Annotated in this window: 11 protein-coding genes; 6 read left to right on the forward strand and 5 right to left on the reverse strand. The window is 74.1% G+C overall.

Translation table 11 applies throughout. The annotated features are described in order from the left end of the window. Positions 1-18: 18 nt before the first annotated feature. Positions 19-1413, forward strand: coding sequence for a hypothetical protein (locus OG896_RS05050; protein WP_329362766.1), 1395 nt, complete (start codon positions 19-21; stop codon positions 1411-1413). Here OG896_RS05050 and OG896_RS05055 read toward each other — a convergent pair. Further along, positions 1306-3477 carry a tetratricopeptide repeat protein gene (locus OG896_RS05055; protein WP_329362769.1) on the reverse strand — a complete coding sequence of 724 codons (2172 nt, stop codon included), beginning with the start codon at positions 3475-3477 and terminating at the stop codon, positions 1306-1308. The genes OG896_RS05050 and OG896_RS05055 overlap by 108 nt on opposite strands. Positions 3478-3664: 187 nt before the next feature. Further along, on the reverse strand, positions 3665-4111 hold the full coding sequence (locus tag OG896_RS05060) for a cold-shock protein (RefSeq protein ID WP_329362771.1): 447 nt from the start codon (positions 4109-4111) through the stop codon (positions 3665-3667). Positions 4112-4481: 370 nt separating this feature from the next. Between OG896_RS05060 and OG896_RS05065 the strand changes: the two genes are divergently transcribed. The 4 genes from OG896_RS05065 (at position 4482) to OG896_RS05080 (ending at position 8982) form a co-directional block, all read left to right on the forward strand. Beyond that, entirely contained in the window at positions 4482-6053 is a 1572-nt protein-coding gene (locus tag OG896_RS05065) for a Re/Si-specific NAD(P)(+) transhydrogenase subunit alpha (protein WP_329362773.1), read from the forward strand. A gap of 7 nt (positions 6054-6060) precedes the next feature. Beyond that, on the forward strand, positions 6061-7467 hold the full coding sequence (pntB, locus tag OG896_RS05070) for a Re/Si-specific NAD(P)(+) transhydrogenase subunit beta (protein ID WP_329362775.1): 1407 nt from the start codon (positions 6061-6063) through the stop codon (positions 7465-7467). Between the two features lie 164 nt (positions 7468-7631). Beyond that, positions 7632-8090, forward strand: coding sequence for a hypothetical protein (locus tag OG896_RS05075; RefSeq protein WP_329362777.1), 459 nt, complete (start codon positions 7632-7634; stop codon positions 8088-8090). Between the two features lie 67 nt (positions 8091-8157). Further along, positions 8158-8982: a class I SAM-dependent methyltransferase gene (locus OG896_RS05080; protein ID WP_329362779.1), complete on the forward strand. Its 825-nt coding sequence runs from the start codon at positions 8158-8160 to the stop codon at positions 8980-8982. A 45-nt stretch (positions 8983-9027) separates the two neighbouring features. Here OG896_RS05080 and OG896_RS05085 read toward each other — a convergent pair whose 3' ends face one another. After that, complete coding sequence (locus OG896_RS05085) at positions 9028-10542, reverse strand: carotenoid oxygenase family protein (RefSeq protein ID WP_329362781.1); 1515 nt, start codon at positions 10540-10542, stop codon at positions 9028-9030. A 314-nt stretch (positions 10543-10856) separates the two neighbouring features. On the opposite strand from OG896_RS05085, the gene OG896_RS05090 reads away from it, so the two are divergent. Continuing rightward, positions 10857-11852: a L,D-transpeptidase gene (locus OG896_RS05090; protein WP_329362783.1), complete on the forward strand. Its 996-nt coding sequence runs from the start codon at positions 10857-10859 to the stop codon at positions 11850-11852. Between the two features lie 148 nt (positions 11853-12000). Here the strand turns inward: OG896_RS05090 and OG896_RS05095 are convergent, their stop codons facing one another. Both OG896_RS05095 and OG896_RS05100 read right to left on the reverse strand, forming a co-directional pair. Beyond that, positions 12001-13959 (reverse strand): putative PEP-binding protein, encoded by a 1959-nt coding sequence (locus OG896_RS05095; RefSeq protein ID WP_329362785.1) that lies wholly within the window; start codon positions 13957-13959, stop codon positions 12001-12003. After that, entirely contained in the window at positions 13956-14645 is a 690-nt protein-coding gene (locus OG896_RS05100; RefSeq protein ID WP_329362787.1) for a DAK2 domain-containing protein, read from the reverse strand. Before OG896_RS05100 ends, OG896_RS05095 begins: the two co-directional genes overlap by 4 nt. Between the last annotated feature and the right edge of the window lie 111 nt (positions 14646-14756).

The raw sequence follows: 14756 nt of genomic DNA on the forward strand, positions 1-14756 counted from the left end.
GAACCGATCGCGGACGCGATGGTGCTGTCCCACCCCGAGCAGGTGGACCGCCTCGCCGCCGCCTGCCCCGAGGCCGTACCGACCGCGGTGCTCGGCGGGGACCCCTGCTACGACCGGATGCTCGCCGCCGAACACCACCGGCCGCGCTACCGGAGGGCGCTGGGCGTGCGCCCCGGCCAGCGGCTGGTCCTGCTCAACTCCACCTGGAACCCGACCTCCCTGTTCGGCGACGGCGGCCCGGATGACGTACTGCCGCTGCTGCTGCCGCGGTTGACCTCGGAGCTGCCCGCGGACGAGTACCGGGTGGCGGCCGTGCTGCACCCGAACATCTGGGCCGGGCACGGCCCCGGGCAGGTGCGGCTGTGGCTCGACCGGGCCCGCCGCGCGGGCCTGACGCTGATCGACCCGCTCGCCGGCTGGCGGCAGGCGCTGATCGCCGCGGACCTGGTGATCGGCGACTTCGGGTCGGTGAGCTACTACGCCGCCGCCCGCGGCACACCCGTGCTGCTCGGTTCCGCCTCCCTCGCCGCCCTCGGGCCCGGCACTCCGGTGGCCGCCTTCGTCCGCGCCGCGCCCCGCCTTGACCCGTACGCGGCGCTCCTTCCGCAACTGGAGCGGGCGATCACCGAGCACCGACCGCTGCGCGGCCCGGCCGAGTTGACGACCTCCTCGCCCGGCGGGTCGGCGCGGCTGCTGCGCGAGCTGTTCTACCGGCTGATCGGCATCCCCGAGCCCGCCGCCCCCGCGCGGCTCGACCCGCTGCCGCTGCCACCGTACGAACCGGCCGAGCCCACCGCGCCGCTCCGGGTGATCGTCCACCGCGACGCCGACGGCGTCCTCGCGGTACGCCGCCACGCCGACCCTCGGCACGAACCCGACGGGCCGGGCGACGGGCATCTGGCCGTCCACGAGGACACCCTCGACCCCGGCGTGCTCGACCTCGCCGACCTGATCCTGCGCCACGCCGACCCGGACGACCCGCGGCTCGGCCCACCGCGGCGCTGGACCGCGGAGGTACTGGCGCGGTACCCGTCCTGCTCGCTCGCCGCGTACGTCACCGGCCGGCACGCGTGCGTCGTACGCCACCGCGGCGGGTTGCTGGCCGAACTCACCGCGCGGCCACGTCCCGAGGCGCCGGGCGAGACTCCGGCGGAGGACCCGGTGGAGGACCCGGTGGAGGGTCCGGACCCGGCGCTGTACGCGTCCGCGCTGCTCGCCCTGCTCGGGCCGCACGGCGAAGGCGCCGAGCCGCTGCTCACCCGCGGGTTCACGGTGCGGACCGGGACGGCCGTGCACGCGGTGGCGTCACGGCTGCTCGGGCCGGCAGCGCAGCCGCAGGGCGGCGAGGTAGTCGAGGTGGACGGTGGCGTGCTGCGCGCCGAGGAGGGTGGCGGCGCGGTCGATCAGGGGTAGCGCGGCCGGGGCGTCGCCGGCCATGAGGTCGGTCTCGGCGAGGTCGGTCAGGACCCGGGCCGCGTTGTAGGGCTCGTCGGTGGTCTGCTCGAAGTAGGCGAGCGCGGTGTCCAGGCGCTGCCTCGCCTCCTCGAAGCGGCCGAGGCCGCGCAGCGCCCGGCCCTGGTGGCGTTCGACCAGCGCCGTGGCGCGCGGCACGTCCTCGCGGCCGTCGTCGTCCGGGCCGATCCGGGCGAGCAGCAGCCCGGCCTGTTCGAAGCAGCTCAGCGCCTCGGCGAAGCGCCACTCCCGCAGCCGGAGCAGGCCCAGCGTCTCGACGGCGGTGGCCCGGCCGCGCAGATGCCCGGCGGCCTCCTCCGCCCGTGCGGCGGCGGCCAGTTCGCGGCCCGCCTCCTCGTATCCGGCCGACTCGATGAGCGCGAGGGCCAGTTGGGTGTGCATGCGGCCCGCCATCCGCGGGTCGCCGTGGTAGGCGGGAGCGGCGCGGACGCCCGCGCGCAGGGCGGGCAGCACCGTGTCGTGGCAGCCCGCCTTGAGTTGGAGGGCCCACAGCGCCTCGGCACCCTCGCAGACGGCGGCGGGGTCGTCGAACTCCTCGGCGGCCAGGACGGCTTCCACGATGTTGTCGGCCTCAGCGGTCAACGCGGCGATGGCGGCGCCCTCGTCCTCGTACCGGCCCGCCAAGGCCCCGCCGTCCGCGCCGCTCACACCGTCCGCGCCGAGCCGGTCGTAGCGGTCGTAGCGGGGGCCGATGTGCCAGCGCTGCGGCAGCGCCGCGTGGTCCGCGCGGACCGCGAACGACACGTACCACTCGACGGCGCGGCGCAGGGCGGCCGCGCACGCGGCGACGCCGTCCTCGCGGGCGGCGGCGTCGGCCGCGTGCGCGCGGACCGCGGGGCGGAAGCGGTACCGGCCGTCGGGGGCCGGCTCCAGCAGGCCGTGCTGGGCGAGTTCGGCGAGCAGGTCGCGTGCCTCCGGCTCGCCGATCCCGGCCGCGGCGGCCACCGGTCCCGGGTCCAGCGCCGGCCAGGCCCGCAGCGCGGCGAGCCGGTACACCCGGGCGGCCGGCGCCGCGAGCCGGCGGTAGAGGCCGTCGACCACGGTCCGCACCGGGTCCCCGCCGGCGGCCGGCGGCGCGGTGGCGGCCCCGGCCAGGTCGGTCGCCGCGGCCCGCAGCGCGAACGGCGAACCGGCGCAACGCTCCAGCACCGAGGGCAGCGTGGCGCGGGCCGCCGCCACGGCCTGCTTGCCGACGAGGTCGACCAGCAGCCGTTTGGCGTCCTTGTCCCCCAGCGGGTCGACGAGCACCGGACGCGCGTCCAGGCCGGTGAGCGGGCGACGCGCGACGACCAGCGTGAACACGCCGGGCGCGGCGGTGACCAGGGGCACGACCTGGGCGGCGGTCCGCGCGTGGTCCAGCACGACCAGCAGGCGGCGGTCGGCGAGCAGTGCGCGGAACAGTTCGGCGCGGTCCTGGGCGGCGGGCGGAACGCGCTCCTGCGGGACGTGCAGCTTGAGCAGGAAGTGCCGCAGCAGCGCGGTGGCCGTGGGGGCGGTGCTGGTGGAGCCGGCCCGCAGGTCGGCGTAGAGGGTGCCGTCGGGGTAGCGGTGTGCCTGGAGACCGCCCCAGTGGAGGGCCAGCGCGCTGGTGCCGACGCCCTCCGGACCGTAGAGCACGGCGATCCGCGGACGGCCGTCGGGCTTGCGGAACGCCTCCCGGTCCAGTGCGGCGAGCGGGCCCTTGCGGTCGGTGAAGAAGCGTACGGAGGCGGGCAGCGTGTGCGGCACGTGCCGGCGGTCGGGGCGCGGGTCGGCGGGGGCGCCGCTCATCCAGGTGCCGAGGGCACGGGCCCGTTCAGGGTCGCTGCGGGCCTGGTCGACCAGGACCGCCGCCAGTGCTTCGCGGGCGGCCGCGTCGGCGGGAGCGGTGACCTCGCGGCCGGCGACGCGCGCCACGACACCGCCGACCGCCTCGCACAGCCGGCGGCCCGACTCGCCGGCCGCACCGGCGCCGACCGAACCGAGGAACGTGGTGACCGCCGACACCGACAGCGGATCAAGCACGGCACAACCCCCCGGAGCCCAGGCGTAGTCACGCGGAGTGCGCCGCTACGCCTACGTTACGTCTCGGGACCCACGGTAGTGCCTGCGGGGCTCGGGACGGCACGGTTCCGGCGTGTTCCGGAGATGCCGCCCGGCGGGGGGCCGGCGGGTGCCGCCGGTCCTCGATCAGCCCTCGATCAACCCTCGATCAGTCCTCGACCCAGCCGTGGCTCTTGCCGAAGCGGAGCAGCTGCTGGCGAATCTGGATGATCTGCTCGCCGGTCATCCAGGGTGCCGTCTTGAGCAGGAGTTCGGTGCACTCGCGGGTGTACTCGTACTCGCTCAGCACGTCGCACATGGGGTCGTCGAGGTCGATGCCACCCGAGGAGCGGGGGGCGGAGGAGACCGCGGAACCGCGCGAGGCGGTGACACCGGCGGGCACACCGTCCGCACCGTGGGCGAGGCGGACGGAGGACGCCTTGAGCCCCCGGTCACCGTCCTCGACCTCGAACTCGACCGCGACACCGGAGCGCACGAACGACTCCGGGATCAACAGGTCATTGACGTGCAGGAACACGTCCTCACCACCGGTCTCCGGCGCAATGAACCCATAACCGCGAGCACCGTCGAACCTGACAACCCGACCGGCAACCATGCCAAACCCCCAGCAACCACTCCCGGGCCCCTTGCCCGAATGACCTGCGACGCATCGTAGCGCTCCGCCGGCGGGATCGGGTACAGGCCGTTCCCGGCGCGTCCGGCGGGTGGTCCGCGTACCTCGGCCGGCGATCCGCGTGCTCGCGCCGGCGATCCGCGTGCCGGCGCCGGTCCTCGCGGCCGGTGGTACGGCGGTTGACACCGCTGACGGCCTGACGCGGCTGACGCCGCTGGCACGGCGGACACGTCGGCCCCCTTCCGCACCGGGTGTGTCGAAGCAGTCGGTACCGATCGCGAATGAACAATGCCCATCTGGTAATGCATGGCAGGCTGCGTAACCGAACCCGTCCAGGCCAGAAGGGACCAAGATGAGTCAGTCTGCGCAACCTGTGGGTGTCGTAGGGGTCGTGTCGGAGTCGCAACCCGGGGAGACGAGGGTGGCCGCCACCCCCGCGACCGTGAAGCAACTCCGCGGGCTCGGCTACGAGGTCGTCGTGGCGGCCGGGGCGGGACACGGCGCGAGCCTGTCGGACGAGGCGTACGAGGAGGCCGGCGCGACGATCGGCGACCGGGCCGGCGCGTGGGGCGCGGACGTGGTGCTGGCGGTGAACGCGCCGTCGACGGAGGAGATCGGGCTGCTCCGCGACGGTGCCGTGCTGGTCGCGCTGCTCGCCCCGGCCACCCACCCCGACCTGGTCGACGCGCTCGCCGAGCGGCCGGTCACCGCGCTGTCCATGGACGCGGTGCCGCGCATCTCCCGGGCCCAGTCGCTCGACGTGCTCAGCTCGATGGCGAACATCGCCGGGTACCGGGCGGTGGTGGAGGCGGCCCACCTCTTCGGGCGGTTCTTCACCGGCCAGGTCACCGCGGCCGGCAAGGTGCCGCCGGCGAAGGTGCTCATCGCGGGCGCGGGCGTGGCCGGTCTCGCGGCGATCGGCGCCGCCGGCAGCCTGGGCGCGGTGGTGCGCGCCACCGACCCGCGGCCGGAGGTCGCCGACCAGGTCAAGTCGCTGGGCGGCGAGTACCTCTCGGTCGAGTCGGCGGAGGCCGAGGTGAGCGCCACCGGCTATGCGAAGGAGATGTCGGACGACTACAACACCCGCGCCGCCGCGCTCTACGCCCAGCAGGCCGCGGACGTGGACATCATCATCACCACCGCGCTGATCCCCGGCCGCCCGGCGCCGCTGCTGATCACCGAGGAGATGGTGGCGAGCATGCGGCCGGGCAGCGTCGTGGTGGACATGGCGGCCGCGCAGGGCGGCAACGTGGCGGGCACCGTCGCCGGGGAGGTGGTCGTCACCCCGAACCAAGTGTCGATCGTCGGCTACACCGATCTGGCCGGGCGGCTGCCCACCCAGGCGTCGCAGCTGTACGGCACCAACCTGGTGAACCTGCTGAAGCTGCTCACCCCCGGCAAGGACGGGCGGGTCGTGCTCGACTTCGACGACGTGGTGCAGCGCTCGGTGACGGTGGTGCGCGACGGCGAGAAGACCTGGCCGCCACCGCCGGTGCAGGTCTCGGCGGCGCCCGCGCCGGCGGCCGGCGGCGCGCCACCGCCGACGCCGCCCGCGGGCAAGGCGGCGAAGCGGCCGGCCACCGCGAGCCGCCGCTACACCGTGGTCGGCGCCGCCGCGGCCGTGCTGTTCGTGCTCGCCGGCTTCGCCCCCGCCCAACTCATCGGCAACCTCACGGTGTTCGTGCTGGCCATCGTGATCGGCTACTACGTGATCGGGCATGTGCACCACGCCCTGCACACCCCGCTGATGTCGGTGACCAACGCGATCTCCGGCATCATCGTGGTCGGCGCGCTGCTCCAGATCGGGCACGCGCACACGGCCGTCACGGTGCTGTCGTTCGTGGCGATCCTGCTGGCGTCCATCAACATCTTCGGCGGATTCGCCGTGACCCGCCGCATGCTCGGCATGTTCTCCAAGGACTGAGGCCGCGATGACTGCATCGACCGCCGCGCAGGCGGCCTACATCGTCGCGGCTCTGCTGTTCATCCTCAGCCTGGCCGGACTGTCCAAGCACGAGACGTCCCGTTCCGGCGTGGTGTTCGGCATCTCCGGCATGGCGATCGCGCTGGCCGCGACCATCGGCCTGGCCTCCCGCAGCATCGCCGCCACCGGGATCGGCCTGCTGGTCGTCGCGATGGTGATCGGCGCGGGGATCGGCCTGTGGCGGGCCCGCCGGGTCGAGATGACCGGGATGCCGGAACTCATCGCGATACTGCACAGCTTCGTCGGCCTGGCCGCGGTTCTCGTCGGCTGGGACGGCTATCTCGAAGTGGAGGCCAAGGGCAGCGGCCAGACCACCATCGCGCACGACCTGCTGGGCATCCACCACGCCGAGGTGTTCATCGGCATCTTCATCGGAGCGGTCACCTTCACCGGCTCGATCATCGCGTTCCTGAAGCTGTCCGCGCGGATCAAGTCGAGCCCGCTGATGCTGCCGGGCCGCAACTACCTCAACGTCGGCGCCCTCGTGGCGTTCGTCGGGCTGACCGCCGCGTTCGTGGCGTCGCCGAACATCGGCCTGCTGATCGCGGTCACCGTCGTCGCCCTCGCGCTCGGGCTGCACCTGGTCGCGTCCATCGGCGGCGGTGACATGCCGGTGGTGGTCTCCATGCTCAACAGCTACTCCGGTTGGGCCGCGGCGGCGTCCGGCTTCCTCCTCGACAACAACCTGCTGATCGTCACCGGCGCGCTGGTCGGCTCCTCCGGTGCGTACCTGTCGTACATCATGTGCACCGCGATGAACCGGTCCTTCCTGTCGGTGATCGCCGGCGGCTTCGGTATGGAGGCGGCCCCCTCGGACGACAGGGAGTACGGCGAGCACCGCGAGATCAACGCCGAGGAGACCGCGGAACTGCTGCGCTCCGCCTCGTCGGTGGTGATCACCCCGGGGTACGGCATGGCGGTCGCGCAGGCGCAGTACCCGGTCGCCGACCTCACCCGGCGGCTGCGCGAGCGCGGGGTGGAGGTCCGCTTCGGCATCCACCCGGTGGCGGGGCGACTGCCCGGGCATATGAACGTCCTGCTCGCCGAGGCCAAGGTGCCGTACGACATCGTGCTGGAGATGGACGAGATCAACGACGATCTCGCGGCGACCACCGTGGTGCTGGTGATCGGCGCGAACGACACCGTCAACCCGGCCGCGGCCGAGGACCCGGCCAGCCCGATCGCGGGCATGCCGGTGCTGCGGGTGTGGGAGGCGGAGAACGTGGTGGTCTTCAAGCGCTCGATGAACACCGGCTACGCGGGCGTGCAGAACCCGCTGTTCTTCCGGGAGAACACCCAGATGCTGTTCGGCGACGCGAAGGAGCGGGTGGAGGACATCCTCAAGGTGCTGTGAACCCCACGGGCACCGTGCCGGCCGGTTTCTACGCCACGGACCCGCGCCCCGGCGGTACGAACCGGGGCGCGGGCCCCGTCCGCCGGGCCCCGTCCGCTGGGATGCGTCCGCCGGGCGCGGGCCGAGCCGATAGGGTCCGTGCAGCGGACGCAACCGGGGGATGCATGCGGATCACGTGGTCCACCGTGCTGTGCGCAGCGGCCGTCTTCGTCCTGCTGCTGTCGGGCGACGAACCCGGCGACGGGGTGCCGGCCGGGCCGCACCTGAGCAAGTCCGTGGTGGAGGCCGACCTCTCGGGCGTGGTGACGGCGGTGCGGGCGCCGCAGGTCACCGGGCTCATCACCGTCGGGCTCAAGGTCTCCGTCAAGCGCACGGGCAAGCCGCTGCCAGCGGAGTGCTTCGCCGACAGCGGCTACAGCACGGTCACCAACACTCCCGGCAACTACACCGCGGTCGTGCGCGCCCTCGTGGCCGACGGCTGGCACGTCTACCGGCGCACCACCGCGCACGGCCTGGTCGACACGGGTCTGTCCAAGGGCGGCTGGGACCTGTCGGTGTCCCGTTCCCTCGTTCGCGGCATCCTCGATGCGATCGTCCTCTACGCCACCGACACCACCTGCTAGCCCCGCCGGCTTGATCGCCTACGCTCGGTCACTGAACGGGAATCGCGAGGCGGAGGAGTTGCCGGGCATGGCCGACGAGGACGCGAGCAAGGCCGCTGGGACGGAGGGCCGGGCCACCGTGTTCGGTTCGATCGCCGCGGAGTACGGGCGGTTGCGGCCGGCGCCGTGCGACGCGGCCGTGGACTGGCTGGTGCCCGAGGGCGCCGCGCGGGTGCTCGACCTGGCTGCCGGGGCCGGCACGTTGACCGGGCTGCTCACCGCGCGGGGGCCCGAGGTGGTCGCGGTCGAACCGGACGGCCGGATGCGGGCGGTGCTCGCGGAGCGGAACCCGGGGGTGACCGTGCTCGAGGGCACCGCGGAGGCCATTCCGCTGCCGGACGGCACCCTTGACGCGGTCGTGGTCTCCTCGGCGTGGCACTGGTTCGACACCGAGCGGGCGGTGCCGGAGATCGCCCGGGTGCTGCGGCCCGGCGGCCGGCTGAGCGTCGTGTGGAACGGGCTCGACGACACCGTGCCCTGGGTGCACGAGTGGCGCACCGGGTTGCGCGCCGCCCGTACGGCCGAACGTGACCGCCCGCCACGGGAGCACTTCCGGCGCGGCGAGCGGCTGCGGGAGACCCTCGCCGGCCCCGGCTCCCCCTTCGCGGAGCCCGCGCACGCCACCTTCACCTGCGCCCGTCGTACCACCCCCGCCGACGCGGCTGCCCTCCTCGGCACCTACAGCCGCCTCCTCATCCTCCCCGCCGACCAGCGCGCCGCCCTCATCTCCCAGGCGGAGCAGGCCCTTCGCGCCCGCCCCGGCCTCCTCGACCCCGACGGCACGATCGACCTCCCCTTCCGCTCCATGTGCTGGCGGACCGACCGCGTCCCCTCGGACCGCCCGTCTGCGTGAGCCCGTCCGCCTGAGCGAGTCCGCGTGAGCGCCCGCCCGTCCGCGTCACGCCGGGACCCAACTTCCGTGGAAGCCGAGGGGGACCGGCCCGGGCAGATGGATACGGGCCAGCGGCGCCCCGCTGAAGTCCTGCGCGGCGAGGATCACCAGATCCGCGGCGCCCCGCACGGGATCGTGGACGTAGGCGAGGGCATAGCCGTCGTCCTCGGCGCGGGCGCCGCCGCCGGCCGGCACGAACACCGCCTCGCTCGCGGGCGAGTCCTTCGGGAAGCGGTGCACCTCGGTGCTCCCCCGCAACAGGTCGTGCTTGAGCAGCGCGTTGCCGAAGACGCGGTCGGGCGCCACCCCGTCCACCGTCTCGTAGGCCCGCCACATCTCTCCGGCCGTGGCCGCGTAGCCGTACCGGTGGCGGCGGGAGACCAGCGACTCGCGGACCCGGGGGAACTCCTGCGGCCGGTCGTCGATCCGCCGGGAGCGCAACCGCCCGTGCGCCAGGTCGATCGTCCAGCGGTCCAGGCGGGGCGTGCCGAGCGCCGAGGGCCCGTCGCAGCCGCGCCCGGCCGCGAAGAACGGCGTCGGGAAGCTGGTGAAGTCGACGGTGACGGTGGTCCCGTCGTCGTAGGCGTTGAGCGTGTGCGAGTAGTACGCCGACGGGTCGGTCTCGAACCAGCGGATCGGCCCGCCGGCCCGCGGCAGCACCCCGACCCGGGCCGGATGCCTGTCGTTCCAGGTGTACGGCACCAGCGCGCCGGCCTGCGCGGCGGCGGCGTCGAACGTCACCGGGGTGTCGAACACCACCACATAGCGCTCGGTCAGGGCGAAGTCGTGCATCATCGGGCTGTCCGCGACCGGGATGCGGGTGGTGCGCGCCACCCGCCCGGTGCGGTCGACGACCAGGTGCCGTACGTGGTCCCAGGTCGGGTAGTACGTGATCGCGTGCAGCTCGTCGGCCTGTTCGTCGTACTTGGTGTGCGCGGTGAACGCACCGCTGAGCGTCCCGCCGAAGTCGTACGGCCCGAGGGTGTCCAGTTCCTCGCCGAGTTCGTACGGCGTCGGGCCGCTCTCCTGGAGGGCCATCACCCGGCCCTTGTAGGGGATGACGTGGGTGTTGTTGGCGAAGTCGTCGGCGGGGGCCTGCCACGGGTAGGGCTCGCCGAGCTTCGCGGCGACGGCCGCGGACCTGACCCAGCGGTTGCGGTACCACTCGGCGCGCCCGTCACGCAGCCGCACGCCGTGCACCATGCCCTCGCCGAGCATCCAGTGGTGGGCGCGGGGGTCCTCAAGCCCCAGCACATTGGGGCCCGTTCGCAGATAGCGGCCGTCCAGCTCGCGTGGGACGCGGCCGGTGACCGGCAGGTCGAAGGCGGTCACCTCCTCGGTGGCCGGGGCGAACGCGCCGTGCAGGAAGGGGTAGGGGTCGCGGCGCGCGGTGGGCGACGCCGCCTGTGCCCGCGGGGCGCCGGGCAGACCGGGCAGACCCGGTGCGCCGAGCGCGGTGAACCCGCCGAGCGCCGCCGCGCCCGAGCCGCGCAGCACATTCCGTCGTGTGAGATCCGTCATGATCCGAACTCCCCGTCGCAGCCGTTCCGAAAGGGGTACCGCACGGCGCGGCGCCCTCTACGACTGTGCCGTCCACGGGCCTCTGACCTCACTACTGTTGCCTTGCCGACTGGGGTGGGGCCAGCATGCCCAAGCTTTCCCCCGTCCCGCACCGGCGGCACCGTCCGTGAGCACGGCGGCCATCTCGTCACGTTCCGGGGTCGGTTCGAAAGCTTGGCATCCGCTTTACCGGCGACCGGAACCGCGCTGATCGCCGGGGAGTCTTAAGTTTGGTAGTCGCAGCCGATGCAGTGATATGAGCGGAGTACAGGTACATGGGTCGGGTCAGGACCAGCATGGGGATCGCACTGGTGGCAGGTGCGGTACTCGCGGGCACGAGCGCGTGCGGTGGGAATTCGTCCGCTTCGACGCCGCCGAAGGACGACGCGAAGGCGTCGTCGTCAGGCTCGGCGGTGACCGCGAGCCCGAAGCCGACCACGCCGAAGCCGCTGGGTCCGCCGATGCTTCTCGACACGATAACGCCGCAGACGGGCACCACCGTCGGCGTGGCGATGCCGATCTCCGTGGTCTTCACCAACCCGGTGGCGACCTCGGCGCGGGCCGGCGTCGAGAAGGCGATGAAGATATCGACGTCGGTGCCCACCACCGGTGCCTGGCACTGGTTCAGCAGCACCCGGGCGGACTTCCGCCCGCAGGACTACTGGAAGCCGGGCACCAAGGTCACCATCGACGCGGACCTGAAGAACGTGCCGAACGGCAACGGGCGTTACGGCACCCACAGCTACACGCACACCTTCACCATCGGCGACGACAACCGCGCCAGCGTGTCGGTCACCGGTCACAGCATGAAGGTGACGCACAACGACACCGTGGTGAAGACGATGCCGATCGACGCCGGCAGCCCGTCGTTCCCGTCGTGGGACGGCACGATGGCCGTCATCGACAAGCAGAAGGAGGTCCGGATGACCTCTTGCAGCGTCGGCATCAGCTGCAACAAGTCCAGCCCGGACTACTACGACCTGACCCTGCCGTGGGACGTGCACCTGACCACCTCGGGCACCTACGTGCACTACTCCACCGGCGACCCGTACCCCGGGCACAGCTACGGCTCGCACGGCTGCGTGCACCTGTCGCTCGCGAACGCGAAGTGGTTCTACAACTTCATCAAGCCGGGCGACCCGATCACCATCACCGGTTCGCCGCGCGGCAAGGCCAAGGGTGACAACGGCTACGCGGACTTCAACCTGAGCTGGTCGACCTGGCTGGCGCAGAGCGGCGAGGGCCAGATCACGACCAACCCGGCCGCCTGACACCGCCGGGTTCCTGGGAGGGGCGGGCTCACCGGATCGTCAGGTGAGCCCGCCCCCGTCTGTGCCCCCGTGTCTGTGCCCCCGTCTCCGCCGCCTTCTGCACTCCCGCCCCTGCCCCGGTCCGCGAGCCGTCCGCGCCGGCCGGACGTCAGTCGGGCAGCGCGGGCAGCCGGCAGCGGACCAGGTGATGGACCTGCTCCGCGGTCCGCAATACCAGCGCCTCGGCCGCGGCCTCCCGGCAGGAGGTGTGGTCGAGCCGGCGGACCGCGGCCCGGACCTCGTCGAGCGCGGACGGGGCCACCGACAGGGTGTCGCAGCCGAGCCCGACCAGCAGCGGCAGCACCAGCGGGTGCGCGGCGGCGTCGCCGCAGACGGACACCGGCCGCCGGTGCGTCCGTGCGGCCGCGACCACCGCGGCGATCGCGCGCAGGACCGCAGGGTGTGCGGTGGACGCCGGTCCCGCGGCCGGGTCCCGGCGGTCCAGTTCCAGCAGTTGGCAGGTCAGGTCGTTGGTGCCCAGCGACAGGAACGCGGCCTCGCGGGCGAGCTCGTCGATCCGCCGGACTGCTTCCGGCAGCTCCACCATGATCCCCAACGGGGGTGCCGGCAGGTCGAGTTCCGCCGCCGCCCGGTCCAGCAGGGCGCGGCAGGCCCGCAGTTCGCCGACGTCCGCGACCATCGGGATCATGATCCGCAGTTCGGCGCGCGCACCGGCCGCCGCCGCCAGCAGTGCGGTGAACTGCTCGCCGAACGCGTGCGGTCGGGCCAGCATCAGCGGCAGCCCGCGCCCGATCCCGCGGCCGGCGGGCCGGTCCGCGGACAGGAACGGCGGCAGCTTGTCGTCGGCGAAGTCCAGCGTCCTGACGGTGGCGATCCGCCCGGCCAGCGGGGCGAGCACCGGCCCGAGCGCGATGGTGTGCCGGGCCCGGGAGGGCCAGCGCACCGCGTCGAGGAAGGGCAGTTCGGTACGGAGCAGGCCGACGCCGTCCGCGCCCGCCAGCAGGCCGGCCCGCACGTCGGCGGGCGTGGCCACGTTGGCCCGCAGGGTCACCGGGTGGCCGTCGACGGTCCGGGCCGGCAGGTGCCGCTCGGCGGCGAGCCGGGCCCGCCGCTCCCGTACGGCCGCGATCGCGGCGAGCGCGCTCTCGCGTTCCCCGGCCGCGGGGTGGACGACGGCCGCGGCCCCGTCGACCAGGGTCTCCACTCCGTCGGGCAGGTCGAGCACCAGCGGGTCGACGCCGAGCAGCAGCGGGATGCCCAACGAGCGGGCCACGATGGCGGCATGCGAGTTCGGCCCGCCCGTCACCGACAGCGCGGCCGTCACCGTACGGCCCGGCTCCAGCAGGTCGGCGGCGCCGATCTCGCGGGCGGCCAGCACCACCGGCCGGTCGGGCGGGGGCTCCTGGACACCGTGCAGCACCGCCAGCACCCGGCGGCCCACCTGCCGGACGTCCGCGGCCCGTTCGGCGAGCACCGGGTCGCCGAGCGCGGCGATGGCCCGGGCCTGCGCGTCCACGGCCTCGTGCACCGCGTCCGCCGGGTCCGCTCCCCCGGCGACCAATCGGAGGGCGTGCTGCCGCAGATCGGGATCGCGCGCGATGAGCCCGCCGATCTCGATGATGTCGGCCTGCTCCTCGTCCCCCCGCGCCCGCAGCCCGGCGGCCACGGCGTGCAGGCGGTCGGCGGCCGTGTCGAACGCGTCCGCGACCAGCCCGCCGGCCTCGGGTGCGACGGCCGTCTCGCCGGCGTCGGCGGGCGCGGGCAGCGCGGCGAGCCGGCGCGGACCGGACGGGCCTGCGGGGGCGGAAGCGGAGGCGGGGGTACCGGAACTCGCGTCGGCGCGGCCGGAGATGGCGGGTTCGCCGCTCCCCTCGGCGGCGGGATCGCCGGGCCCGCACCCGCACTCCGCGCCCTCGGCGGCGGTATTCGCGGCCGTTCCACCGGGGCCGTACGCCGTGCCCGTGCCCGTGCCTGCGTCGGCGGGTTGACGGGGAACGCGGGTGAGGGTCGGGGTGGGCGTGGGGAAGGGGCGGTCGGTGCGGTGGAGTTCGCCGAGTGCGGTGCCGGGCGAGGCGGGCTGTCCCGGATAGCGGAGGCGGGTGCTCATGCCGCCGCCTTGGCCGCGGCGGCGGTGTCGGCGAGGGCGCGGAAGATCAGCGCGGTGGAGGTGGCGCCCGGGTCCTGGTGGCCGACGCTGCGCGGGCCGAGGTAGGAGGCCCGCCCCTTCCTGGCCTGCATGGGGGTGGTGGCCCGCATGCCCTCCTCGGCGGCGTCGGCCGCGGCGGCGGCCGCCTCCGCCAGGTCACCGCCGGCCGCGGCGGACGCGCGGAACGCCGCGAGGGCGGGTGCGTACGCGTCGATCATCGTCTTGTCGCCCTCGGTGGCGGCGCCGAGCCGCCGTACCCCGGCCAGTCCCGCGGCGAGCGCGTCGGCCACCCGCTCGGGACCGGCCGTACCCGCCTGGGGCCCGGACCCGCCCGGCTCGTCGGGCGCGTCCGGCGCTTCTGGCGCGTCCAGCGCCTTGCCGACGGAGCGGAAGGCACTTCCGTACAGCGGCCCGGACGCGCCGCCGACCACGGAGATCAGCAGCGAGCCGGTCTTGACGAGTATCAGCCCGGGGGTCGCCGCGTCGTACTCCGGCAGGGCCGCGGCGACCGCCGCGAAGCCCCGGTGCATGTTGGCGCCGTGGTCGGCGTCGCCGATGGCGGAATCCAGTTGGGTCAGCCGGTCCTTGTGCGTGTCCATGGCCGCGGCGATGGCCTGCACCCAAGTGCGGGCGAGGGCGGTGTCCACGGGATCTCCGTTCGTCAGTGCGGTGATGTGCGTGCGGTGCGGGCAGTCGGGTGGGGCGATCGGATGGCGCGCGGTACGCCTTGGCACGGCACCCGCGGGCGGCAAGTGATG

Origin of the sequence: Streptomyces sp. NBC_00669 (assembly GCF_036226785.1) — a bacterium.
In the GTDB taxonomy this organism is placed as follows: Bacteria; Actinomycetota; Actinomycetes; order Streptomycetales; family Streptomycetaceae; genus Actinacidiphila.